Here is a 21,561-nt window from a genome sequence, read left to right as displayed (position 1 = left end):
ATATCGTCCCCTTTCCGGGCAGGCCGCTGTCGCAACAGGGTATTTTTCATGACATCACTTTCCGCAGATCCTTCACTCGTCGAGCGCCTGGATGGCATCGGGGAAGTCGAATGCGTGATCCCGGACATGAACGGCATACCGCGCGGCAAAGTGATCCATGCCCGTAACTTCATGCAGGGGCGCCGGGTGCAGATGGCCCATGGTGTGCTGGTGCAGTGCCTGACCGGCGAATATCCCGATCCGCGGTATTACGGCTACGATGACAGCGACTTCATTCTGCGCCCGATACCGGGACAGCTGCACATCACTCCCTGGACCCTGGCACCGCGGGCACTGGCCCTGTGTGAAGCCGTGGAAATGGATGGGACGCCGTCGCGACTGTCCTCACGGAGCATGCTGCAGCGGGTAGTGGACCGCTATCAGGCCCGTGGCTGGTCACCCAAGGTCGCCACCGAGATGGAGTTCTATCTGTTCGAGCACAACGCCGATGTGCAGCAGCCGTTTCGCCCGCCGGTGGGGTTGGATGGGCGGCGTGAAGCGGGCAGCCAGGCCTTCGCCGTGGGCTCGGTGACCGGGCTGCAGCCGTTCTTTGCCGAGCTCAAGGCCAGCATGACCGCGGTAGGTATTCCCTGCGAGGCGGTGATGCACGAAATGGGGCTGAGTCAGTATGAAGTCAACTTCACCCATGATGACCCATTGCTGATTGCCGACCAGACTTTTCTGTTCAAGCATCTGCTGCATGAAGTCGCCCTCAAGCATGGCCTGATCGCGGTCTGCATGGCCAAGCCGTTGTCGAAGATGCCTGGCTCGTCGATGCATATTCATCAGAGCGTGGTCGACCAGCAGGGGCAGAACGTCTTTACTGATCCTGGCAGCCAACAAGCCACAGCGCAGTTCCGGCATTTTCTCGGCGGCCTGCAGGCGCACCTGGGTGACCTGATCCTGCTGATGGCGCCCAATATCAATTCCTATCAGCGCTATTGCCACGTCTATGCGTCGCCCAATAACCTGTGCTGGTCGAACGACAATCGTCGCACCGGTCTGCGCGTACCGGCCAGTGAGCCGGATGCGCGGCGGGTGGAAAACCGCATACCCGGCGCCGATGCCAATCCCTATCTGGCGCTGGCGGCCACGTTGGCGGCAGGGCTCTACGGTATCGAGCATCAGCTCGAACCGGATCTGCCGGCCCAGGGCGAGTTCGAGGTGCCGGACGAGCTGCGCCTGAGCTGCACCCTGCATCGCGCCATGCGCCGGCTGGAGCGCAGCCGGATGGCGCGCGAGGTGTTTACCGAGGAATTCATCGAAGGTTACCTGGCCTGTAAACACATGGAACTGGAAAGCTTCATGGATGAAATCACCCCTTGGGAACGGCGCGTTCTGGGCAGCGTGATCTGAGCGCTTGTTCACGGTTGCGCCGCCAGGGCATTCCCGCGACACGTAAAGTGGCAGCGGGCTGGTAGTATCTGCAGGTCGGGCCGGCAGACTCTGCCGGCCACCTCATAGCTGCACAGGAGTTGGCATGTCGGACGCAGAATCACTCGCACCGGGTTTCATGATCATCCATGGCAACCGCTTGGAGAGCCTGCGCCAACTGGTGGTCAACTGGGTCGCCCGATACCCGCTCAAACCACTGGAAAACGATGTGATCCTGGTGCAGAGCAACGGTATTGCCCAGTGGCTCAAGCAGGCGCTGGCCGCCGATGTGACCGCCGACGAAACCAGTGGTTGCGGGATCGCCGCCGCCTTCGATGTGAAACTGCCGGCGCGGTTTCTCTGGGACGCCTATCGCGGCGTGCTCGGTGCGGATACCGTGCCGGTCAGCTCACCACTGGACAAGGCGCCGCTGACCTGGCGGTTGATGCGACTGCTGCCGGCGGTCATGCATGAGCCGGTCTTCGAGCCGCTGCAGCGATTTCTCGCGGATGACCAGGATTGCCGCAAGCGTTATCAACTGGCCGAGCGCCTGGCCGATCTGTTCGACCAATATCAGGTATACCGCGCCGATTGGCTGGGTGATTGGGCCGAAGGGCGTGATCAGATCCGCCATGCGCGTGATGGTATCCAGCCGCTGGAGCCGGCCGATTGCTGGCAACCCGCGCTCTGGCGAGCCTTGTTACAGGACGTGGGACAGGCGCGACTGGCGGACAGTCGCGCCGGGATTCACCCGCGCTTCGTCAGCCGGCTGGCCGAACTGGACGCTCGTCCCGCCGGTTTGCCGCGGCGGGTCATCGTGTTCGGGATTTCATCATTGCCGGCGCAGACTCTGGAGGCGCTGGCTGCCATCGGCCGGTTCAGCCAGGTGCTGCTCTGCGTGCTCAATCCCTGCCAGCACCACTGGGGCAATATCGTCGGCGATCAGGATCTGCTGCGTCATCAGTACCAGCGGCAACAACGCCGCCCCGGCTCGCCGCTGGAACTCGACGAGCACAGCCTGCATCAGCATGCCCATCCGTTGCTGGCAGCCTGGGGCAAGCAGGGCCGCGACTATATCAACCTGCTCGACAGCCACGATGACCGCGCCAGCTACGAAGCCCAGTTCCAGGCGATCAATGGCGGGCGCATCGACCTGTTTGACGAACCGGATACAGCGCACCTGCTCGGGCAGTTGCAATCGGACATCCTGGATCTGCGCCCCCTGGCGGAGACCCGCGAGCAGTGGCCGGCGGTTGGCGCAGGGGATGAGTCGATACGCTTTCACCTGGCCCACAGTGCCCAGCGCGAAGTGGAAATCCTTCACGACCAGTTGCTCGCCTGGTTCAACGCCGATCCCAGCCTGAAGCCGCGGGATATCATCGTCATGGTGCCGGATGTGAACACCTATGCGCCTTCGGTGCAGGCGGTGTTCGGTCAGTACACGCCGGAGGACCTGCGCTACATTCCTTTCACCCTGGCCGACCAGGGCCAGCGTGGTATCGAGCCGCTGCTGATCGCCCTGGAATCGCTGCTGCGTCTGCCAGACAGCCGGCTGCCGGTGAGCGAGGTGCTCAGTCTGCTGGATGTGCCGGCACTGCGCGCCCGCTTCGGTATTCAGGAGAGCGAGTTACCAACGCTGCGCCGCTGGATCGAAGGTGCCGGTATCCGTTGGGGCATGAACGCCGAACGACGGGCCACGCTCGGGCTACCCGACGGGCTGGAAGCCAACACCTGGCGCTTTGGCTTGCGGCGCATGCTGCTCGGATATGCGGTGGGCGCGGGCGATCCCTGCTCCGGTATCGAGCCCTATGATGAAATCGGCGGGCTGGATGCAGCGCTGATCGGTCCGCTGGTGGCCTTGCTGGAAGCATTGGACGAGGCCTGTGATCTGCTGGACGAACCCGCTCCGGCGCCGGCCTGGGGCGAGCGGCTGCGCCGGTTGCTGGATGACTTCCTGCTGCCCGCCGGTGAGCGCGACGAGCGTCTGCTGGGCCAGTTGGATGAGGCCATGGACCAGTGGCTGGAGCTCTGTGCTGGCGTGGAGCTGAATGATGCGCTGCCGCTCAATGTGGTACGCGAAGCCTGGCTGTCCGGCGTCGAGCAGAGCCAGTTGGGCCAGCGCTTTCTGGCCGGTGCGGTGAACGTCTGCACACTGATGCCCATGCGGGCCATTCCGTTCCGGCGGATCTGCCTGCTGGGCATGAACGATGGCGACTACCCGCGGGCGCAGCCGCCGCTGGACTTCGATCTCATGGCCCGCGACTACCGTCCCGGTGATCGCTCGCGCCGGGAAGATGACCGCTATTTGCTGCTGGAGGCGCTGCTATCGGCCCGCGAGCGGCTGTATATCAGCTGGGTGGGGCGCAGCATCCGGGATAACAGCGACCGACCGGCCTCGGTGCTGGTCGGGCAATTGCGTGACCACCTGACCAGCGGCTGGCGCGCCGAGCACGGCGAACTGCTGCCCATGCTGACCCAGGAGCATCCGTTGCAGCCCTTCAGCAAGGCGTATTTCAAGGAGGGCGGCGTGCTGTTCAGCTATGCCCGCGAGTGGTTGCCCATGCATGGGGCAACCGCGGGCGGGGCCAGCGCAGCGCGGTTGCCTGACATGTTGCCCGATGCGCCGATCGAAGTGGAGCAACTGCAACGCTTCCTGCGTAATCCGGCGGCGCATTTCTTCACCGGCCGGCTCAAGGTCTATCTCGATGAGCGTAACGACAGTCTGGATGACCATGAGCCCTTCGCCCTGGATGCGCTGCAGAACCACCAGCTCAGCCAGACGCTGCTGGAAGCCTGCCTGCCATTGCCGGCGGAGCAGGATATCGACGAGGCGCTGAGCCAGCTGGCTTCCCGGTTGCAGGGGCAGGGCCATTTCCCTCTGGCCGGTTTTGGCGAGTTGAGCCGCAGCCAGCTCATCCTGCCGCTGGGTGATCAGCTGCGCCGCTTTCAGGCCCTGGTGGCAGACTGGCCGCAGGTCATGGAGCATCCGCTGGCGCTGGAGGCTGGACACCACCAGGTGCAACTGGTGAGCTGGCTGAGTGGGGTGCGCCAGGCATCCGGCAGTGATGCCCTGGCACGGATCAACCTGGTGCCGGGCAAGCGGCGTGGCAAGAAGGATGCTCTGCGCTGGCGCCCGCTGCTGGCCGACTGGGTTACCCACGTGCTGGCCGCCGCCAGCGGTCATGCATTGCACACCTGGGTGGTGGCCGGAGATGCCACCTTGCATTTCGCACCGCTGCCCGCGCCCGAGGCGCAGAACCTGATGGAAGTCTGGTTGGCCGCCTGGTTGGAAGGGCTGAACCGGCCGCTACCCTGCGCCCCGGAAACCGCTTTCGCCTGGCTGGAGTCTATGCTGGCAGGCAAGGAGGACAAGGCTGATATGGCGGCGCAGACCGTGTATGAAGGTGGCTTCAAGTTGACCGGTGAGGTGGAAAAAAGCGCGGCATTGCGTCGGCAATACCCGGATTTTGCCAGCCTGATTGCTTCGGGTGAGTTTGCCGAACTGAGTCAGCAGTTGTATGCACCGCTGGTCGACGCGTACCGCAGTCAACTACTGACCTTGGTCGATACCGGGGAGGATGCATGAGTCAGCAGAACCTGCCCCTGGCGCTGCGGTTTCCGCTACGCGGCAGTCGCCTGATCGAGGCCAGCGCCGGAACCGGCAAGACCTTCACCATTTCCGCACTGTATCTGCGCCTGGTATTGGGCCACGGCGATGATGAAACCCGCTTCCACCGCGAGCTGTTGCCGCCAGAAATTCTCGTGGTCACCTTTACCGACGCCGCCACCCGGGAGCTGCGTGATCGTATTCGCGCGCGGCTGGTGGAAGCCGCCCAGGCGTTCCGGGGTGAACTGGATGCCCCTGATCCGATCCTGCAGGCGCTGCTGGCCGATTACCCTGAGCAGCAGCATGCCGCGTGCGCCAGACGCCTGGATATCGCCGCCCAATGGATGGACCAGGCGGCGGTCTCGACCATTCACAGCTGGTGCCAGCGCATGTTGCGCGAGCACGCCTTCGACAGCGGCAGCCTGTTCGCCCAGCAGCTGGAAACCGATCACAGTGAGCTGCTGGCCGATGTCGCTCGCGATTACTGGCGCGAGCAGTGCTACAGCCTGCAGGGACCGGCGCTGCGCTGGGTGGTGGAGCAGTGGCAGCAGCCGGATAACCTGCTGGCGCGCGTGCGGGTGCTCTTCCGCGAGCCGTCGAACGAGACCGGGCAGGGACTGCAGGAGCTGATCGAGCCGGTGCTGGAGCAGGCTACCCAGCGGTTGGCCGAGCTGAAACAGCCCTGGCTGAGCTGGGCCACTGAGCTGGAGCAACTGCTGGACCGGGCTTTCGAGGCAGGTCAGGTCAACAAGCAGAAGATTCACAGCCGCTACTACCGCAACTGGTTCGAGGCGCTGCGCAGCTGGGCGGCGGATGAGCTGCTGATAGAGTTGAAGCTGCCGGATGCTGCCTGGAACCGCCTGAGTCCCGATGGCCTGGCCGAAGGGTGGAAATCCAGCGTGGTGCCGGCCCACCCCGCACTGGACGCGCTGAGCCAGTTGCGCGAGCAGTTGCGGTCATTGCCCGATCCGGGTCAGCAGGCGCTGCGCCATGCCGCCTGCTGGATCCGCCAGCGCTTCGAGCAGGAAAAGCGCCGGCGTGCGGAAATGGGTTTCGATGACATGCTCGAGCGACTCGACATGGCCCTGCAGGGCGTGAACGGTGAGCGCCTGGCCGAGGTTATCCGGCGCCAGTTTCCGGTAGCCATGATTGATGAATTCCAGGACACCGACCCGCTGCAATACCGCATCTATGATCGTATCTACCGGGTCGAGGCCAACGATCCGGAGCATGGCCTGTTTCTCATCGGCGACCCCAAGCAGGCGATCTATGCCTTCCGCGGTGCGGATATCTTCACCTACCTGCAGGCCCGCCAAGCCACCGCCGGGCGGCACGACAACCTGGACACCAACTTTCGCTCCAGCGAGCAGATGGTGGCGGCGGTCAACCATGTATTCCAGCTGGCTGAAGAGCGTCCGGGCGGACAGGGCGCCTTCCTGTTCGCCCGTGACGGGGACAATCCGCTGCCCTTCATTGCGGTGGGTGCGCGCGGGCGGGCCGAGCAATGGACTGTCGCCGGAGAATCGCCGGCTGCCTTGACTGCCTGGCAATTGCCGACCGACAAGCCGCTGGCCAGCGGCAATTACCGGAGCGAAATGGCCGCGCGCTGCGCCAGCGAGATGGTGCGACTGCTCAATCTCGGCCAGCGCGGTGAGGCGGGGTTCCTGCATCCGGATAAGGGCATGCTGCCGGTGTGTCCGGCAGACATGGCGGTGCTGGTACGGGATTTTCGCGAGGCCCAGGCCATCCGCGATGAGCTGGCCGCACGGGGCGTACGCAGTGTCTATCTGTCGGACAAGGACTCGGTGTTCGCCAGTGCCGAGGCCGCCGATGTGCTGCGCTGGCTGCGCGCCTGTGCCGAGCCGGACAACGATCGGTTGCTGCGCGCGGCGCTGGCCAGCCCGACGCTGGACCTGGAGTGGCAACTGCTGGATGCATTGAACCAGGATGAGCGCATCTGGGAGCACCGCGTGTTCCAGTTCCGTGATTACCGGCGCATCTGGCTGCGCCAAGGCGTGCTGCCGATGCTGCACCGATTGCTGCACGACTTCGACCTGCCGGCCCAGCTATTGGCCGGCAGCGATGGCGAGCGGCGGCTGACCAATCTGCTGCATCTGGCCGAGCTGCTGCAGCAGAGCGCCCGCGAGCTGGATGGCGAGCAGGCACTGATTCGCCATTTCGAGGACTTGGTGCTCAGCTCCGGCGACAATACCCAGGATGAACAGGTCTTGCGGCTGGAAAGCGATGCCGCGCTGGTCAAGGTGGTTACCATCCATAAATCCAAGGGGTTGGAATACCCGCTGGTGTTCCTGCCGTTCATCTGCAATACCCGCCTGACCCAGGGCGACAAGCCATTGGTCACCCATGGCGACAACGGCACCCGGATCGTACTGCAACCGACCGAGGACGATGTGCTGCGAGCTGATGCCGAGCGGCTGGCGGAGGACGTGCGCCTGCTATACGTCGCCCTGACCCGCGCACGGCATGCCTGCTGGCTGGGCATGGCTGATCTCAAATACGGCAATAATGCCTCCTCGGTGCTGCACCGCTCGGCGATCGGGAAACTGCTCGGCGGCGGCGAGCCGCTGTCCTCTTCCGCCGACCTGGCGGCTTGGCTGGCACGCTGGAATGCCGCGGCGATTGCTTTGGTGCAAGCTCCTGAAGTTGATGAGGCGCACTATGCCCCGCCCCAGGCTGAGCAGGATGTCCTGAGCGCGCGCCAGCCGCAGCGCCGTGCTGCGGAGCATTGGTGGATCGCCTCCTACAGTGCGCTGCGTCCCGGCGAGGTCGCCGTTCCGCGCACCCGCAGCGACGATGCCTCGCCGGACAATCCGGCGGCGCAAAAGGCCGCTGATGATGACCGCCGCACGGTATTTCAGCCGCTACGCCCGGGCGAGACGCCGACCATTCACCGGTTCCCCCGTGGGCCCAATCCCGGCACCTTCCTGCATGGCTTGCTGGAGCTGGCGGGCAATGAAGGCTTCGCTGGCCTGGCGTCACCCGAGGCTTGTGCGCAATGGCTCAGACCCCGTTGCGTACGGCGTGGGCTGACCGAATGGATTGTACCCCTGAGCGAATGGCTCAGCGGGTTGTTGAATCGTCCGGTACCGCTGGATGCCGGGCCGTTCAGCCTGGCGCAACTGGGGCGGGAGCAATACCAGCCGGAAATGGAGTTCCTGTTTGCCGCCAGTCGGGTCGATGTCAGCGCGCTGGATCAACTGGTGCAGGCGGCCATCGCTCCCGGTGTGCCGCGCCCCGAGCTGCCGGCCGAGCGCCTGAACGGGCTGTTCAAGGGGTATATGGATCTGGTGCTGGAGCATGACGGCCGCTATTACGTAGTCGACTACAAATCCAACTGGCTGGGCGCCGATGCCAGCGCCTATACCCCCCAGGCCATGCAGGCGGCGGTGCTGGAGCATCGCTACGACTTGCAGTATGTATTTTACGTGCTGGCGCTGCACCGCCAGCTGCGAGCCCGTCTACCCGGCTACGATTATGGTCGGCATGTGGGCGGCGCCTTGTACTGGTTCATCCGGGGCAGCGAAGCGGACAACGCCGGCGTCTGGCATGACAAGCCGCCGCGGGCCCTGATCGAATCGCTGGATGCCCTGTTCGCGGGTGCAGCAACGGGCGACGATGCCGAGGAGATGCCCCGTGAGCATTGAGCAACTGGATCTGCTGGCGCCCAGCGAAGCGCCGCCAGCACTGAATACCGACGTGCTGCACCAACTGGAGCAGTGGGTCGAGGTGGGCTGGTTGCGGGCACTGGACCGGGCGCTTGCGGTCTTCCTGCTGGATCTGGCGCCCGACAGCGAGCCCCTGGTACTGCTGGCCGCGGCGCTCGCCAGTCACCAGCTCGGGCATGGGCATGTCTGTCTGGATCTGGGTGCCACCCTGCAGGCGCCGGACCTGAGCCTGTCGTTGCCCCCGGAAGGGCAGGAGGCCGGACGGGATATCCTGTTGCCGTCGCAACTGCTCGGCGGTGTTACCACACAAGCCTGGTGCGACGCCCTGGCCGCCAGCCCGATGGTGGACAACCAGCCTGGCGGTGAATATTGCGAACGCCCCCTGGTGCTGCATGGCCAACGGCTGTATCTGCGGCGCTACTGGCGTTACGAACGGCAGGTGGTCGCGGCGCTCGGTCGTCGGCTACAGGCCCGGCCAGCCTTGCCTGCCGGATTGGAACAGGGATTGGAGCGGTTATTTGCCGACGGCCGCCAACACCCTGACTGGCAGAAGCTGGCCTGTGCCCTGGCGGCGCGGGGGGCGTTCAGCATCATTACCGGCGGGCCCGGTACCGGCAAGACCACCACCGTGGTGCGGCTGCTGGCGCTGCTGCAGGAGCCGGCGGTCACGGCCGGTCACCCGCTGCGTATCCGCCTGGCAGCACCTACCGGCAAGGCCGCCGCACGGCTGACCGAGTCCATCGGCCGGCAGGTCGGCAGCCTGCAGGTAAGCGCCTCGGTGCGGGAACATATCCCCACCCAGGTCGCCACCTTGCATCGGCTGCTGGGCAGCCGGCCGGACACCCGGCACTTCCGCCACCATGTGGGCAATCCGTTGGCGCTGGACGTGCTGGTGGTGGATGAAGCCTCGATGATCGACCTGGAAATGATGGCCAGCCTGCTGGCGGCGTTGCCGCCCCATGCACGGTTGGTGCTGCTGGGGGACAAGGATCAACTGGCCTCGGTGGAAGCGGGCGCGGTGCTCGGCGATCTGTGCCGGGATGCCGAGGCTGGGCGCTACAGCGAGGATACCCGGCAGTGGCTGGAGCAGGTTGGCGGGCAATCGATCGCGGCAGCCGGACTGCAGCCGGGCGATGTGGATCGGCATCCACTGGCCCAGCAGACGGTGATGCTGCGCCATTCCCACCGTTTCGGCGCTGACAGTGGCATTGGCGAACTGGCGCGCACGGTCAACCGGGCCGATGCCCAGGCCGCACGGCAGGTGCTGGGGCAGCGGCAATACCGTGACCTGCACAGCCACCTGGCCTCCGGCTTGGAAGATCCGCGGCTGGCGACCATGATACTGGGCAATGCGGCCGCGGCAGATCCCTTGCCGGGTTATGGTGATTATCTGACCTTGCTGGCGCAACAACGCCCCGCGTCGGATCTGCCCGCCGATGATCCGGCATGGGAAGACTGGGCCAGGTCGGTGCTGGAGGCCTTCGACCGTTTCCAGGTGCTGTGCGCCGTGCGCAAGGGGCCCTGGGGCGTGGAATCATTGAACCGTCACCTGGCCGGCCTGCTGCAGCGGCGGGGCTTGTTGCCAGCGGCGCAGGGCTGGTACGAAGGGCGTCCGGTGCTGGTCACGCGCAACGATTACGGGCTGGGGCTGATGAACGGCGATATCGGCATCGCCTTGACGATCAGGGAACGGCCGCTGCACGCCGGGGAGCCGGAGCGGATGGTGCTGCGCGTGGCCTTTCCGCGCAACGACGGCAGCGGGCGGCTGCGCTTTGTACTCCCCAGCCGGCTGAGCGAGGTAGAAACTGTATTCGCCATGACCGTGCACAAATCGCAAGGCTCGGAGTTCGCCCACGCCATGCTGGTCCTGCCGGAAACCCGCAGCCCGCTGCTGACCAAGGAGCTGGTCTACACCGCCATCACCCGCGCCAGCCGCGACTTCACCCTGTTGGAAACCCGCACCGGAGTATTCGAAGCGGCGGTGGCGCAGCCGGTACGACGGTTGAGTGGGCTGGATCTGGCTGTCGAGGTCAGCTCTCCCGATTGAAATAAAATGCTAGCGCCGCAAGAGTGAATGCATCCTCTATCTCGCCGGCCTGGAGCATCTGGCGCAGGCGTGGTAGACCGATGCGCTGGATGTCTCGGGCCTCGTCGTCGCGCTGGCCGGGTTGGCTGTTGCTGTTGATGCGGGCGAAATACAGATCCACGGCGGAGGCCAGGATGGCGGAGTTGGGCTTGAGCCGGCCCAGCAGGCTCAGTTGCTCTTCCGCGATCAGATAACCGGTCTCCTCGGCCAACTCGCGCCGCGCACACGCCAGACTGCTCTCGCCAGGCTCGCCGTAGCCGCGGGGTATCTCCAGTTGCAGCCCGGTATGGGCCTGGCGCTTGACCCGTAGCAACAGAAAGTCGCCGTCGGCAATCTGTGCCAACACGGCAGCACCATTGCTGGCGTTATCTTCCACCACATAATGGAAGCGGCCATCCTGAACTACGCGAAACCACGGGTTCTCATATAGCGTCTTCATTTAATCTCCAGCCCCATGAACCGGCGCATGCGGGGGTACATGCCGAACCAGTTCCTGCGGGTCATATAGCTCTTGCCGCTGTCGACCATCTTGTCTTCGATATAACCGATAGCCTCGTCGGTCAGATAGCGTACGATTTCCCCTGCGCCGAAGCTGGAAATAAACTCGAACACCTTCAATGGATATTGAATCAACTCGATCTCCCGGCGCAGCGATTTGATGCCGATGCTGGTATCCAGGATAACCTCGGGAATGCCGGTCAGATAGCGGATGTCGTCCTGTAGAAAGCCTTCATTGGCAACGGCGAACAACGAATTGTAGGCGGGATCGATAATTTCCGCGCGAAAGCGTGGGAAATCGGCCAAGCCCCGCGAACGGAAAAACGCTTGCGAGTGGCCATACCATTCTGAGCGGGAAATGACGTCGGATGCGCCCAACAGGAATAACTGGTAATCGCCGTCATTCTCGAAATAATGCTCAGCACAGGCGGGCTCTTGCAGGCGGGTGAAAACTTCGTTGCGCAAGCTTTCCCGTGCCAGCGTCAGGCTCTCCGTTGCCGGACGGACTTCATTCAGGGCTTTCTGAAGTGTGTCTACCCGGTCCTGCATCAGGCGCTGCTGGTATCTGTCCAGCGCATCCTTGCGCGGTGCGCCCGGCAAGCTGGATAGAATGAAGCTACCGGGCAGGGCATGGTAATACTCCGACAGACCAGCATGCTGGGTCATGCCGAATCCGCGGATCACCAACTTGCCGCTGCCTTCCTCGTTCAGATACTTGATGACGTTGGTCTGGCCGATGACCTGAGCGACATCAAGATTATCGATCAGCGCATTGGGCGATAACACCACGCCGTCGGCAAAGGCCAGGCCGGTAAGGAAGCGTTTGCGCAGCTCGTTGCCATCCAGAGCGCGGACCGAATCGCAGTTGGACAACAACAGTTTTTCCTTGAACAACATGCCGGTTCGGCCTCCTTTTCATAGTGGCCACCATGATATGGCGCGACCTGCCGTTTGGCGATACCGGTAGCATCATACGCGCTTGCTTGCCGCCTCGATCAGCGCCTGAAACAGCCGTCGCTGGCGGCGTATCGGCAGCAGAAATTCGGGGTGCCATTGTACGCCGAGCAGGAAGGGGTGATCCGGGTCTTCGATGGCCTGGATGATGCCATCTAGATCGCGGCCGCTGACCTGCAGCTGTTGGCCGAGCTGGTTGATGGCCTGATTGTGCAGGCTGTTGATCTGCGCCCGTTCGGTGCCGAGCAGGTCAGCGAGGCGGCTATGGGGAACGATATCCAAGGTCTTGAGCGGCAGCACGGTGCGCCGGTGGGAAGTCTTATGGCGCCGGGAGCGCAGCTCCTGATAGAGGTTGCCACCGCGGCGTGCATTGAGCAACTGGGCGCCCCGGCAAATGCCCAGCAATGGCAGCCGGTGGGCGAGGGCATCATCAATGATTGCCGCTTCCAGCGCGTCCCGTTCGGGGTCGTACTTGGGTACCACTTCCGGTTCGGCGGTGTAGAGCACCGGATCGATATCGTGGCCGCCGGTAATGACCACGCCATCATAGCGGTGCTGTCGCCAGGGGTCGCCGGGGCGCAGCTGGAGCGGTTTGCCGCCGTACCAGCGGATGGCGCACGCTACCAGAAAGCGCGGGCCGAAAGCACCGCGCGATGGCCCGGTTACCGCAATGGTCGGCGCCCTGTTCAGATCCCGCTCAGCCATTGGCGCTCCAGCTGTGCTTTCCAACTATCCAGTAACCGGCCCAGTCCCTGTTCCAGGTGCTGCCCATAGGCGCTGCAGCAGGCATCGAGACGGGATCGGTCTGCGGCCAGTGCCTCCACCTGCAACCAGTCATTCCACGCGCCGCCGAGACCCCAGCCGGGTTGATCGATCAGGCTATCCGGCAGACGGTAATGCAGGGCAGGGCGAGCCTTGATCAAGGGATCGGCTGTAGCCGCCTGAACCTGCTCGGCACTCAGGTACTTGAACAGCGGAAGCATATCCAGAGCGCGGTTACGGGTCGGGTTGGCCAGCAGGTAATCAGCTATCAGCTGGGTCTGCTCTGGCCAGTAATGCGGGTCGATCAGTTGCTTGACATAGGCCGGTGGAAACGGGCCGGCGAATGCCGTCAGGCGGCGGGTCAGGTTCATTCGCGCGCGTTGCGCCAGCCAGTCATACAGGCAGGTGAAGGCTTTGAGATAGGCAGTGATGGTATCGGTTTGCAGATCCGGCAGGTCGAGGTTGAATTGCATGCCGAAGGCGCTCATGACGCTGCTGGAGGTACCCTGTGCGCCGGCAATCCGCAGCAGATCGATCAGCCCTTCGATCTCACCCAGACGGTTCATGGGCAAGGGTGGGCTGATCAGTTCCAACGGCACGACATCGTTGGTGACCCATTTGAGCAGCTCTTCCACCGAGGTACGCAGTTCATCCCCCAGGTCGTTTTCCGCACGTTGTTCGCGGCCCATCTCCCGCAGCAGGGTGAAATCCAGTTCGACTCGCCAGTCGCCGGCCGGGTCGCCTCGCAGGGTGCGCTCATAGCGGCTGGTGGCCTGGCTGGGCAGTTGCAGATAGCGGCTGCAGATGGTGGCCAGCCGGTCGATATCCAGTCCGCTCATTTCCAGTTCCACACCGACGCGGCGCAGCTCGCCGGTGCCGGTATGGATGCGTGCCGGTAAGGCGAGCGATGGTGGGCAATGGGTCATGTACAACTCCGCGTCCGGCCATTGGGTAATGTTCTGCTCGATCTTGGCACCGCATATCCAAGGGGTGGTCTCAGACCAGGTTCAGCGTGATAGAATCCATTGGCTCCGCTCCGGGTGTCTCGCCCGGGACTCATTCGGTCGTGTTGTCTGCCGCCTCCATGGCAGGTTTTCTCAGACAATGTCGATCAAACGACAGCCGCTTCGCCAATTCCATCTGTCGTTGGGCACGGAGTCAAAGGGATAACTTCTGGTCAGGGCATCTGCCTCCATGATCGGTAGGTTTTTCCCGCAAGCATTGACCTGCATGACTCAAGGCTAGCCGCTGACAGCGGCATCGTCCATTTGCTGCCGCTCGGCAAGCGACAGGGCTGAACTTAACTTCCTGATAGGTTAACTATGAGCAAGAACGCGACGTTTCGGGAAATCGAACGCAAACTGGCGGAAAGTCTGGCGCAACTTGAAGCCAAGAAAGAAGCAGAACACATTTGTGAAGAACAGGCGTTCAGCGATGAACTCAAGACCCTGATGAAAACCTATCGCCTGTCCGCAACGGATGTACTGGCAATCATCGAGTCCGCCCCCCAAGCGCACTGAACACGCAATGCGCGGTAATACAGCGTAATCATGGAAGATATGACAAAACACTCGGCAACTCCCGCCTATTCGCCAGGCAAACAAGCCTTATTGGATGCTGCCCTGCGTCTGGCGGCGGATGGGCGCACACTCAATAGTCTGGGTTTGCGGGAACTGGCTCGGGAAGCGGGTCTGAACCCAAACACCTTCTATCGCCACTTCCGTGAAATGGACGATCTGGGTCTGACGCTGTTGCGTAGTATCGTCGAGCAGGTGCGTGGGCCCATACGCATATTGCGTCACGACGCCACCGCCCGTGCCGAACGGCAGATACGGCAGCAGAACCCGGCGATTGATCAGGTGCAATTGGAGTTGCGGCGGGGGCGGCTGGTCTGCGCAGAAACCGTCCGCCTGTTCCTCGACTATGTGTTGGCGAATGCTGAAGTGGTGATGGTGGCCATGCGCGAAATGCATGGACCGTCGGAATTGTTGCGCAGGGAAGTACGCAACATGATGCGCCTGTTCGCTGATGATCTGGCGCAGGATATCATCGAATTGAAACTGGTCTCCGAGCAGGTCGCACCGATGCAGGTGCGGCAGATAGCCGAGATGGTCAGTCTCAACCTGTTCTTTCAATCGCTGGATTACATCGCTCAGCCACAGCGCCGCGATCAGCTGCGCCGGTTGGTCGAAGAACAGATCATGATGCTGTTTACCGGTGCTGCCTTCCTACAGGCGGTGGGTGCGTTGTGCTTGCCGGAAGGAGAGGTATAGGCGAAGCGGTTCTTTGGCGGCCGCCGTTGGGTTATCATTGGCAGCAGACTTTCATCTAAGCGACTAAGGTTAAGCCTGAGTCAGCGTATCTATGCCTGCGGGCATCTTCCGGCAAGATCTTTTTTGCCGCTCTTCAGTGTGCTGCTGAATACGACATGCAAGGAGTAATTCCATGGGAACCCAGCCCACGAATGAAACCGACCCCAATGATATCAACCCCAGTGAAGACGGTATTCCGGCGCCTTCCGGCGACGCCAATCTGATCGATACGGACTATGTGGTTGGCCAGGATAACTTTGCCGGCAAGTTGACCATCGACCTCGATATACACAGTAAGGTCTTTCTGATATCGGCAGGGACCATTCTGTTGTTCGTGCTGTTGACCCTGGCATTACAAGAGCAGGCGGCGGAGGTCTTCACCGGCCTGCGCGGCTGGTTGACCAGCAATATGACGTGGTTCTTCATCAGTGCCGCGAATATTTTTGTCCTTTTGTGTGTGGCATTGATCGTTTCGCCGTTGGGCAAGGTACGTATCGGTGGGCGGGACGCAACGCCGGACTACAGCTACCTGGGCTGGTTTTCGATGCTGTTCGCCGCCGGGATGGGTATCGGGTTGATGTTCTATGGCGTAGCCGAGCCCATGTCGCACTTTACCGCGGCACTCGATGGTGTCGTGGTTGGCGACGATGGTGTGCGCACTGACTGGGCGCCATTGGGCGGTGCTGCAGGCAATGCCGAGGAAGCGGTACGCCTGGGTATGGCCGCGACTATCTTCCACTGGGGACTGCATCCCTGGGCCATCTACGCCATCGTTGCACTGTCGCTGGCGATCTTCTCATTCAACAAAGGCCTGCCGCTGAGCGTGCGTTCGATCTTCTACCCGTTGCTGGGTGAGCGCATCTGGGGCTGGCCAGGGCATGTGATCGATGTGCTTGCGGTATTTGCCACCATGTTCGGCTTGGTCACCTCGCTGGGCCTGGGCGCACAGCAGGCCAGCGCGGGAATGGAGCATCTATTTGGCATTCCGAACGGCAACCTGACCATGGTGTTGCTGATCATCTCCATCACCATTGTCGCGCTGTGGTCGGTGATGGCCGGGGTCGACAAGGGCGTTCAGCAGCTATCCAAGATCAACCTGCTGCTGGCGGTGCTGTTGTTGTTCTTTGTCATTGCCTTTGGGCCCACGCTGGATATCTTCAAAGGTTTCTTCGAGAACCTGGGCGCCTATGTCAGCTATCTGCCGGCCCTGTCCAATCCCATTGGCCGGGATGACGCCAACTTCAGTCAGGGCTGGACCGGGTTCTACTGGGCATGGTGGATCAGCTGGTCGCCCTTCGTCGGTATGTTCATTGCACGGGTCAGTCGTGGGCGCAGCGTGCGGGAGTTCCTCATTGCGGTGCTGTTGGTGCCATCGCTGTTCTCGGTATTGTGGATGACATCCTTCGGTGGGGTGGCCATCGATCAGGTGCTGACTGATAACTTCACCGGGGCTCAGGATGCGGTCTTGGAGCTACAGTTGTTCACCATGTTGGGCGAGTTGCCGTTGTCGGCCATTACCTCGTTCTTCGGCATCGTTCTGGTCATCATGTTCTTCATCACCTCCTCGGACTCGGGTTCGCTGGTGATTGATGCCATCACCGCTGGTGGCAAGATCAATGCGCCGGTATCCCAGCGGATATTCTGGGCGGTGGTCGAAGGCGTGCTGGCCATTGCGCTGCTGATCGGCGGGGGGTTGGTAGCGCTGCAGGCCATGGCCGTATCCACCGGCCTGCCGTTCACTGTGGTATTGCTGGCCGGATGTGTGGCGATGGTGAAGGGGTTGATGAGCGAGCCGCGCTAGCGGCTCAGCACCATAGGTCACCCAGGCGTTGCCGTGGCGAGAGGTGTGTCGCCACCTGCGCCTGCAGCAACTCGGCGGTGCCCAGGGCGTCAGTCAGCGCATGGTGCGCCTGATACAGCGGCAGGTTGTAGCGGGTACGGCTGTCGGCCAAACGAATGGAGAGCGGCTTTCTGCCCAACAGCCGTAGCAGCCAGCCGGGCTGGCGCTGCGGATGCAGGTCGGCCTCGATCTGCATGGTATCGACCATGGGAAACAACAGGCTTTCGCCGAATGCCTGGCGTACCGCCTGATCGATGAAGTTGCGTTCGATATTGCGGTAGTGGACTACCGCCACCCTGCCTGCCAGCTGATCTACCAGACTGTCCATGATCTGCGCAAAGCGCGGCGCCTGCCGGATGTCCGAGTGAGTAATGCGATGGAACACCACCGACTCCGGAATCAAGTCGCTATGGGGCCGCACCAGTTGCTGCCAGGCCTGGTTGCTGCGGATACGGCCCAGAGTGAAAGGGACGGCGCCGATGCTCAGAATCGAGTGGCGCTTGGGATTGAGACCAGTGGTCTCGATATCCAGCGCGATGAACTCAACCTCGCTCAGGGGCGTATCCGCCGCGGGCCATTCGGCTTTATAGAAACGCTGCAGGGAGGGCTGCCGGGCACTGGCGGCCATATTGGCCAGATAGGCTGGCCAGTCACTCGCGTGGTTGGCTACGGTTGGCTTCATGGTCTGCCATCACCTGTGGTATGGGGATAGCGATAGCGCAGGAATTTCTGCGCATTGCTGAGGATCTGGAAAGCATCCTTCAGTCCGTGCCGTTCTGCTGCCGAGACGTTCTCCGGTTCGATGTAGTTGTCCGGCTCGCGCTTCTCGCGAATATCCAGCGCCTGGTGACGGATGCGCGCAAGCGACAGGAATTCCAGGGCATAGCGCAGCCGGTCCACTGATTCGGGGGGCATCAGGCGGGTCTTGGCAATATCGTCCAGCCGGTCGACCGAGCTTTGGGCGGTGGAGCCGCAGGCGAGCGCGTGCACCCGGATCAGATCAGTCAACGGGGCGGTACCGCGGCCCTTGATGTTGATGATGTTCTTCTGCCGGCCATCCTGCTCCATGACGAAGGTGCGGAAGATGCCCAGTGGTGGTGTGCGGTTCAACGAGTTGCGCGCCAGCAGCGCGAGAAAGCGCTGATTGCCGCTGGCCCGGGTAGCGATCAGCTCATGCAGCTGTTCGACAAAGTCCGTCTGACCACTGACCGCTTCCAGATCGAAGAAGATATTGCTGTTGAGCAGGGTCTGGGGATTGGGGCGCTCGATCCAGTCATTGAAATAGTTCTTCCATACCGCCAGTGGCTGCCGCCAGCGCTGGTTGGTAGCCATGATGTCACCCTTGCAGTAGGTGTAGCCGCAGGCGGCCAGGCCGTCGCTGACAAAGGTTGCCAGCCGCAGGAAATAGTCATCGTGTTCGGCTGGGTCGAAGCGGTCATCGAGCACCAGGGCATTGTCCTGGTCGGTCACTATCAGTTGTTCATCTCTCGCCATCGAGCCCATCACCATGAAGCAGTACGGGACTGGCGGCGGGCCCAACTGCGCCTCGGCCAGATCCACCAGCCGCTGGATGAAGCTGCGACCGATGCTGGACATGGCGCTGCCGATCATATGCGCACTGGCATCATCTTCGACCATGCGCACGAAGGTGGCGCGCACATCGGGTACTAGCCCCTGTAGCTCGGCGATGGACTGGCGGTTGAAGATGTCATTGACCAGATACAGACTGCTCTGGGACTGATAGCGGATCACATCGGCCAGGTTGATCAGGCCCACCGGGCGGCGCCGGTTGAGGATCGGCAGGTGATGGATATTGTGCCGCAGCATGCACAGGATCGCCTCGAATACCGAGTCGTTGGATTGCAGGGTAATCGGGTCGGCCGACATGATGTGCTGCAGTGGCGTCTCCGGCGGCAACGCCTCGGATACCACGCGAGTGCGGAAGTCGCGATCAGTGATGATGCCGACCACGCGCCGCTGTTGGGGATCATCCGCCATCGGTTCGGTAATCAGCAAGGCCGATACGCTCTGGTCGGTCATCACCGTCGCTGCCTGGTGCACGCTCGCTTGTGCATCCAGCATCACCGGTGGTCGGCTGATCAGCTTGTTGACCCGGACCTTCATCAACTCGTTGGCCCGGCCCTGAAGCTCGATCGCGGACCGTAAACGACCGGACCCTTCGGTATCGACGAAGTCGGCGAAATTGTCGAAGCTTTCGTTCAACTGGCTGAAGAGCACCCCGGGGATGAAGTAGATCAAGGTATCTTCAAGCGCCCGCGCCGGGAACCGCACTCGGCTGTCGCGGCGCAGGCTGGCCTGGCCGAAAATGTCCCCTTCGCCCAGCCGGTTGAACAACTCACCGTTGCGCCGCAGTATCTCCACCGCACCGCTGCGGATGTAATGCAGATCGGTGATGTCCTGACCGGCCTCGAGAATCAGCGTGCCGGCCTTGTAATACTGCACCTGCACCTGGCTGGCAGTCTCGTCCAGTGTCTCTTCGGGCAATTCATCGAAGGGGGCGAAGCGACTCAGATGGTCACGTATTTCGATCAGTTCAACTTGCATGGCAGTTTCCAGCGGTGGCCTTACGGGACAGTGTAATACCTGTGCGGTGCAGATGCGCTAGGTGAAGCCCTTGTTGGAATGCGAAGGGTCTGTCCCTAAACTGGCGTCTTTTGCGCAAAATGGATCTACGCGATGCTCTCCGTCCTATCCGTCACCTTGCCGGTCTTCGCTCTGATCCTGACCGGCTGGCTGGTGCGCCGAGCCGGGGTGCTCGGTCCCCATGCGGCGAGCGAGCTGACCCGTTTCGTCATCTATCTGGCCCTGCCGGCGCTCTTGTTCGAGGTGGTTGCCAACGCCGAATGGCAGGTGCTCTGGCAGCCCGGCTTTATCGGCGCATTCGGCCTGGGGGTGGCGGTGGTCTTCATCGGCGCGGTTGTGGTGCAGCTGATTCGGCGCAGACCGCTGATCGATTCGGCTATTGATGGACTGAACGCCGCCTATGCCAATACCGGCTTTCTGGGTATTCCACTGCTACTGGCGATTCTGGGTCGGGACTCGCTGATACCGGCGATGATCGCCACCGTCATCACCGTCTGTATTTTATTTGCCGTGGCACTGATCATGCTCGAGCTGGCGCTGCAGCGCAGCGCCAGCTCGGCGTCCGGGCCGATGCTGGGCACGGTGGGATTGCAACTGCTGCGCAACCCTTTGCTGGTCGCGCCGGCCCTTGGGCTGCTGGTATTGCTGCTCGGCCTGCGTCTTCCGGCCCCCATGAACGATTTTCTACAGTTATTGGGCGCTGCGGCATCGCCCTGTGCGCTGGTGGCGCTGGGACTGTTTCTGGCAGAGGATCGGCCTCGCCCGCAACGCGTTGCCGGTACCGTGGCGTTGCTGGTCGGGCTCAAGCTGGTGCTGCAGCCGCTGGTGACCTGGTGGCTCGCTGCCCAGGTCTTTGGGCTATCCGCGGTGCTGGTGCACAGCGCGGTATTGCTGGCTGCGCTACCTACCGGTACTGGCCCCTTCATGGCAGCGCAGCTTTACCGGCGCGATGGCGCGGTGACCTCCAGCGTCATTCTGATCTCCACGGTGGTCTCATTGCTGACGATTTCCGGTTTTCTCGGGCTCCTCCAGTAACACATCGCTGGGCAGGCTTCGCCGCTGAGCATTGGCGCAACTGAACCGGGTATGCCAGCATGAACCACTGGTTTTGTCTGTGAGGTAGTCATGCAAAAGATTTTCATCATCGGTGGGGCGGGCAAGGTAGGGCGTTATCTCGCCCGGCAACTGGCGCAGCGAGGCCATGAGGCCCGAACCCTGCATCGCAATGCCCAGCAGGCTGATGAATTGCAGGCGCTGGGTGCGGTTCCGGTGCTGGGTAATCTGCTCGAACTGGACGCTGATGGGCTCGCGGCATTGATGGGCGACAGCGATGCGGTGGTGTTTACTGCTGGCGCCGGCGGCAAGGGAGGGCCGCAGATGACCAACGCTATCGATGGCCAGGGGCTGGAGCTAGCGGTGGCTGCAGCGCAACAGGCGGGGGTGCAGCGCTTCCTGCTGGTATCGGCATTCCCTGAGGCGGGACGCAACAAGGTTGTGTCCGATACCTTCGAAAACTATATGGCGGTAAAAAAGCGTGCCGATGTGCATCTGGCTGAGTCCGATCTGGACTGGGTCATCCTGCGGCCCGGCACGCTGCTGGATTCGCCGGGTACTGGCAAGGTACGGGCGGGATTGGCCATCCCCTATGGAGATGTACCGCGGGAGGATGTGGCGGCCACGCTGTTGGCGTTGATCGAGCAACCGGCAGTCAACCGGATGATTGTCGAGCTGACCGGGGGCGATACCCCGGTGGCTGACGCCATTCAGTCGCTTGTGTCGGGCTGAAGAGGCAGCTGCAG

At 62.5% G+C, this 21,561-nt stretch carries 15 protein-coding genes; 9 read left to right on the top strand and 6 right to left on the bottom strand.

The genetic code is table 11. The annotated features are described in order from the left end of the window. The first annotated feature begins 48 nt into the window (after positions 1-48). The 4 genes from DHB74_RS16535 to recD all read left to right on the top strand — a co-directional run bounded on the left by DHB74_RS16535 (position 49) and on the right by recD (position 10,753). Positions 49-1,395 (top strand): glutamine synthetase family protein, encoded by a 1,347-nt coding sequence (locus tag DHB74_RS16535; protein WP_036993238.1) that lies wholly within the window; start codon positions 49-51, stop codon positions 1,393-1,395. 124 nt (positions 1,396-1,519) lie between these two features. After that, complete coding sequence (recC, locus tag DHB74_RS16530; protein WP_499162073.1) at positions 1,520-4,999, top strand: exodeoxyribonuclease V subunit gamma; 3,480 nt, start codon at positions 1,520-1,522, stop codon at positions 4,997-4,999. Continuing rightward, positions 4,996-8,685 (top strand): exodeoxyribonuclease V subunit beta, encoded by a 3,690-nt coding sequence (recB, locus tag DHB74_RS16525; RefSeq protein WP_499162071.1) that lies wholly within the window; start codon positions 4,996-4,998, stop codon positions 8,683-8,685. The genes recC and recB overlap by 4 nt, the downstream gene beginning before the upstream one ends. Continuing rightward, positions 8,657-10,753 (top strand): exodeoxyribonuclease V subunit alpha, encoded by a 2,097-nt coding sequence (recD, locus tag DHB74_RS16520; protein ID WP_499162069.1) that lies wholly within the window; start codon positions 8,657-8,659, stop codon positions 10,751-10,753. The genes recB and recD overlap by 29 nt, the downstream gene beginning before the upstream one ends. On the opposite strand, the gene DHB74_RS16515 is transcribed toward recD, so the two are convergent. The 4 genes from DHB74_RS16515 to DHB74_RS16500 form a co-directional block, all read right to left on the bottom strand. Further along, a complete protein-coding gene (locus DHB74_RS16515) occupies positions 10,737-11,231 on the bottom strand; it encodes an NUDIX hydrolase (RefSeq protein WP_074777248.1) in 495 nt (164 codons plus the stop codon). The two genes, recD and DHB74_RS16515, sit on opposite strands and share 17 nt — an antisense overlap. Continuing rightward, entirely contained in the window at positions 11,228-12,187 is a 960-nt protein-coding gene (locus tag DHB74_RS16510) for a hypothetical protein (protein WP_074777250.1), read from the bottom strand. Before DHB74_RS16510 ends, DHB74_RS16515 begins: the two co-directional genes overlap by 4 nt. 72 nt (positions 12,188-12,259) lie before the next feature. After that, positions 12,260-12,949: a gamma-glutamyl-gamma-aminobutyrate hydrolase family protein gene (locus DHB74_RS16505; protein WP_074777252.1), complete on the bottom strand. Its 690-nt coding sequence runs from the start codon at positions 12,947-12,949 to the stop codon at positions 12,260-12,262. After that, on the bottom strand, positions 12,931-13,932 hold the full coding sequence (locus DHB74_RS16500) for an amidoligase family protein (protein WP_036993230.1): 1,002 nt from the start codon (positions 13,930-13,932) through the stop codon (positions 12,931-12,933). Before DHB74_RS16500 ends, DHB74_RS16505 begins: the two co-directional genes overlap by 19 nt. 396 nt (positions 13,933-14,328) lie before the next feature. Between DHB74_RS16500 and DHB74_RS16495 the strand changes: the two genes are divergently transcribed. The 3 genes from DHB74_RS16495 (at position 14,329) to DHB74_RS16485 (ending at position 17,119) form a co-directional block, all read left to right on the top strand. Next, a complete protein-coding gene (locus DHB74_RS16495) occupies positions 14,329-14,526 on the top strand; it encodes a hypothetical protein (RefSeq protein WP_074777255.1) in 198 nt (65 codons plus the stop codon). A gap of 39 nt (positions 14,527-14,565) precedes the next feature. Then, positions 14,566-15,279, top strand: coding sequence for a TetR family transcriptional regulator (locus DHB74_RS16490; protein WP_235818211.1), 714 nt, complete (start codon positions 14,566-14,568; stop codon positions 15,277-15,279). A 172-nt stretch (positions 15,280-15,451) separates the two neighbouring features. Beyond that, a complete protein-coding gene (locus DHB74_RS16485) occupies positions 15,452-17,119 on the top strand; it encodes a BCCT family transporter (RefSeq protein WP_074777260.1) in 1,668 nt (555 codons plus the stop codon). Between the two features lie 4 nt (positions 17,120-17,123). Here the strand turns inward: DHB74_RS16485 and DHB74_RS16480 are convergent, their stop codons facing one another. Both DHB74_RS16480 and DHB74_RS16475 read right to left on the bottom strand, forming a co-directional pair. Further along, a complete protein-coding gene (locus tag DHB74_RS16480; RefSeq protein ID WP_499162065.1) occupies positions 17,124-17,840 on the bottom strand; it encodes a 3'-5' exonuclease in 717 nt (238 codons plus the stop codon). Then, the gene (locus tag DHB74_RS16475; protein WP_036993225.1) at positions 17,837-19,723 is read right to left on the bottom strand and encodes a DUF294 nucleotidyltransferase-like domain-containing protein; all 1,887 of its coding nucleotides are present in this window, start codon (positions 19,721-19,723) and stop codon (positions 17,837-17,839) included. Before DHB74_RS16475 ends, DHB74_RS16480 begins: the two co-directional genes overlap by 4 nt. Positions 19,724-19,855: 132 nt before the next feature. Here DHB74_RS16475 and DHB74_RS16470 point away from each other — a divergent pair, with 132 nt between their 5' ends. Both DHB74_RS16470 and DHB74_RS16465 read left to right on the top strand, forming a co-directional pair. After that, positions 19,856-20,797 (top strand): AEC family transporter, encoded by a 942-nt coding sequence (locus tag DHB74_RS16470; RefSeq protein WP_499162063.1) that lies wholly within the window; start codon positions 19,856-19,858, stop codon positions 20,795-20,797. Between the two features lie 90 nt (positions 20,798-20,887). After that, positions 20,888-21,547, top strand: coding sequence for an NAD(P)H-binding protein (locus tag DHB74_RS16465; protein ID WP_499162061.1), 660 nt, complete (start codon positions 20,888-20,890; stop codon positions 21,545-21,547). The last annotated feature ends 14 nt before the right edge of the window (positions 21,548-21,561 follow it).

Source organism: Pseudomonas sp. G11-1 (assembly GCF_024031555.1).
In the GTDB taxonomy this organism is placed as follows: domain Bacteria; phylum Pseudomonadota; class Gammaproteobacteria; order Pseudomonadales; family Pseudomonadaceae; genus Halopseudomonas; species Halopseudomonas bauzanensis.
This window is presented reverse-complemented; position numbering and strand designations above follow the sequence as displayed.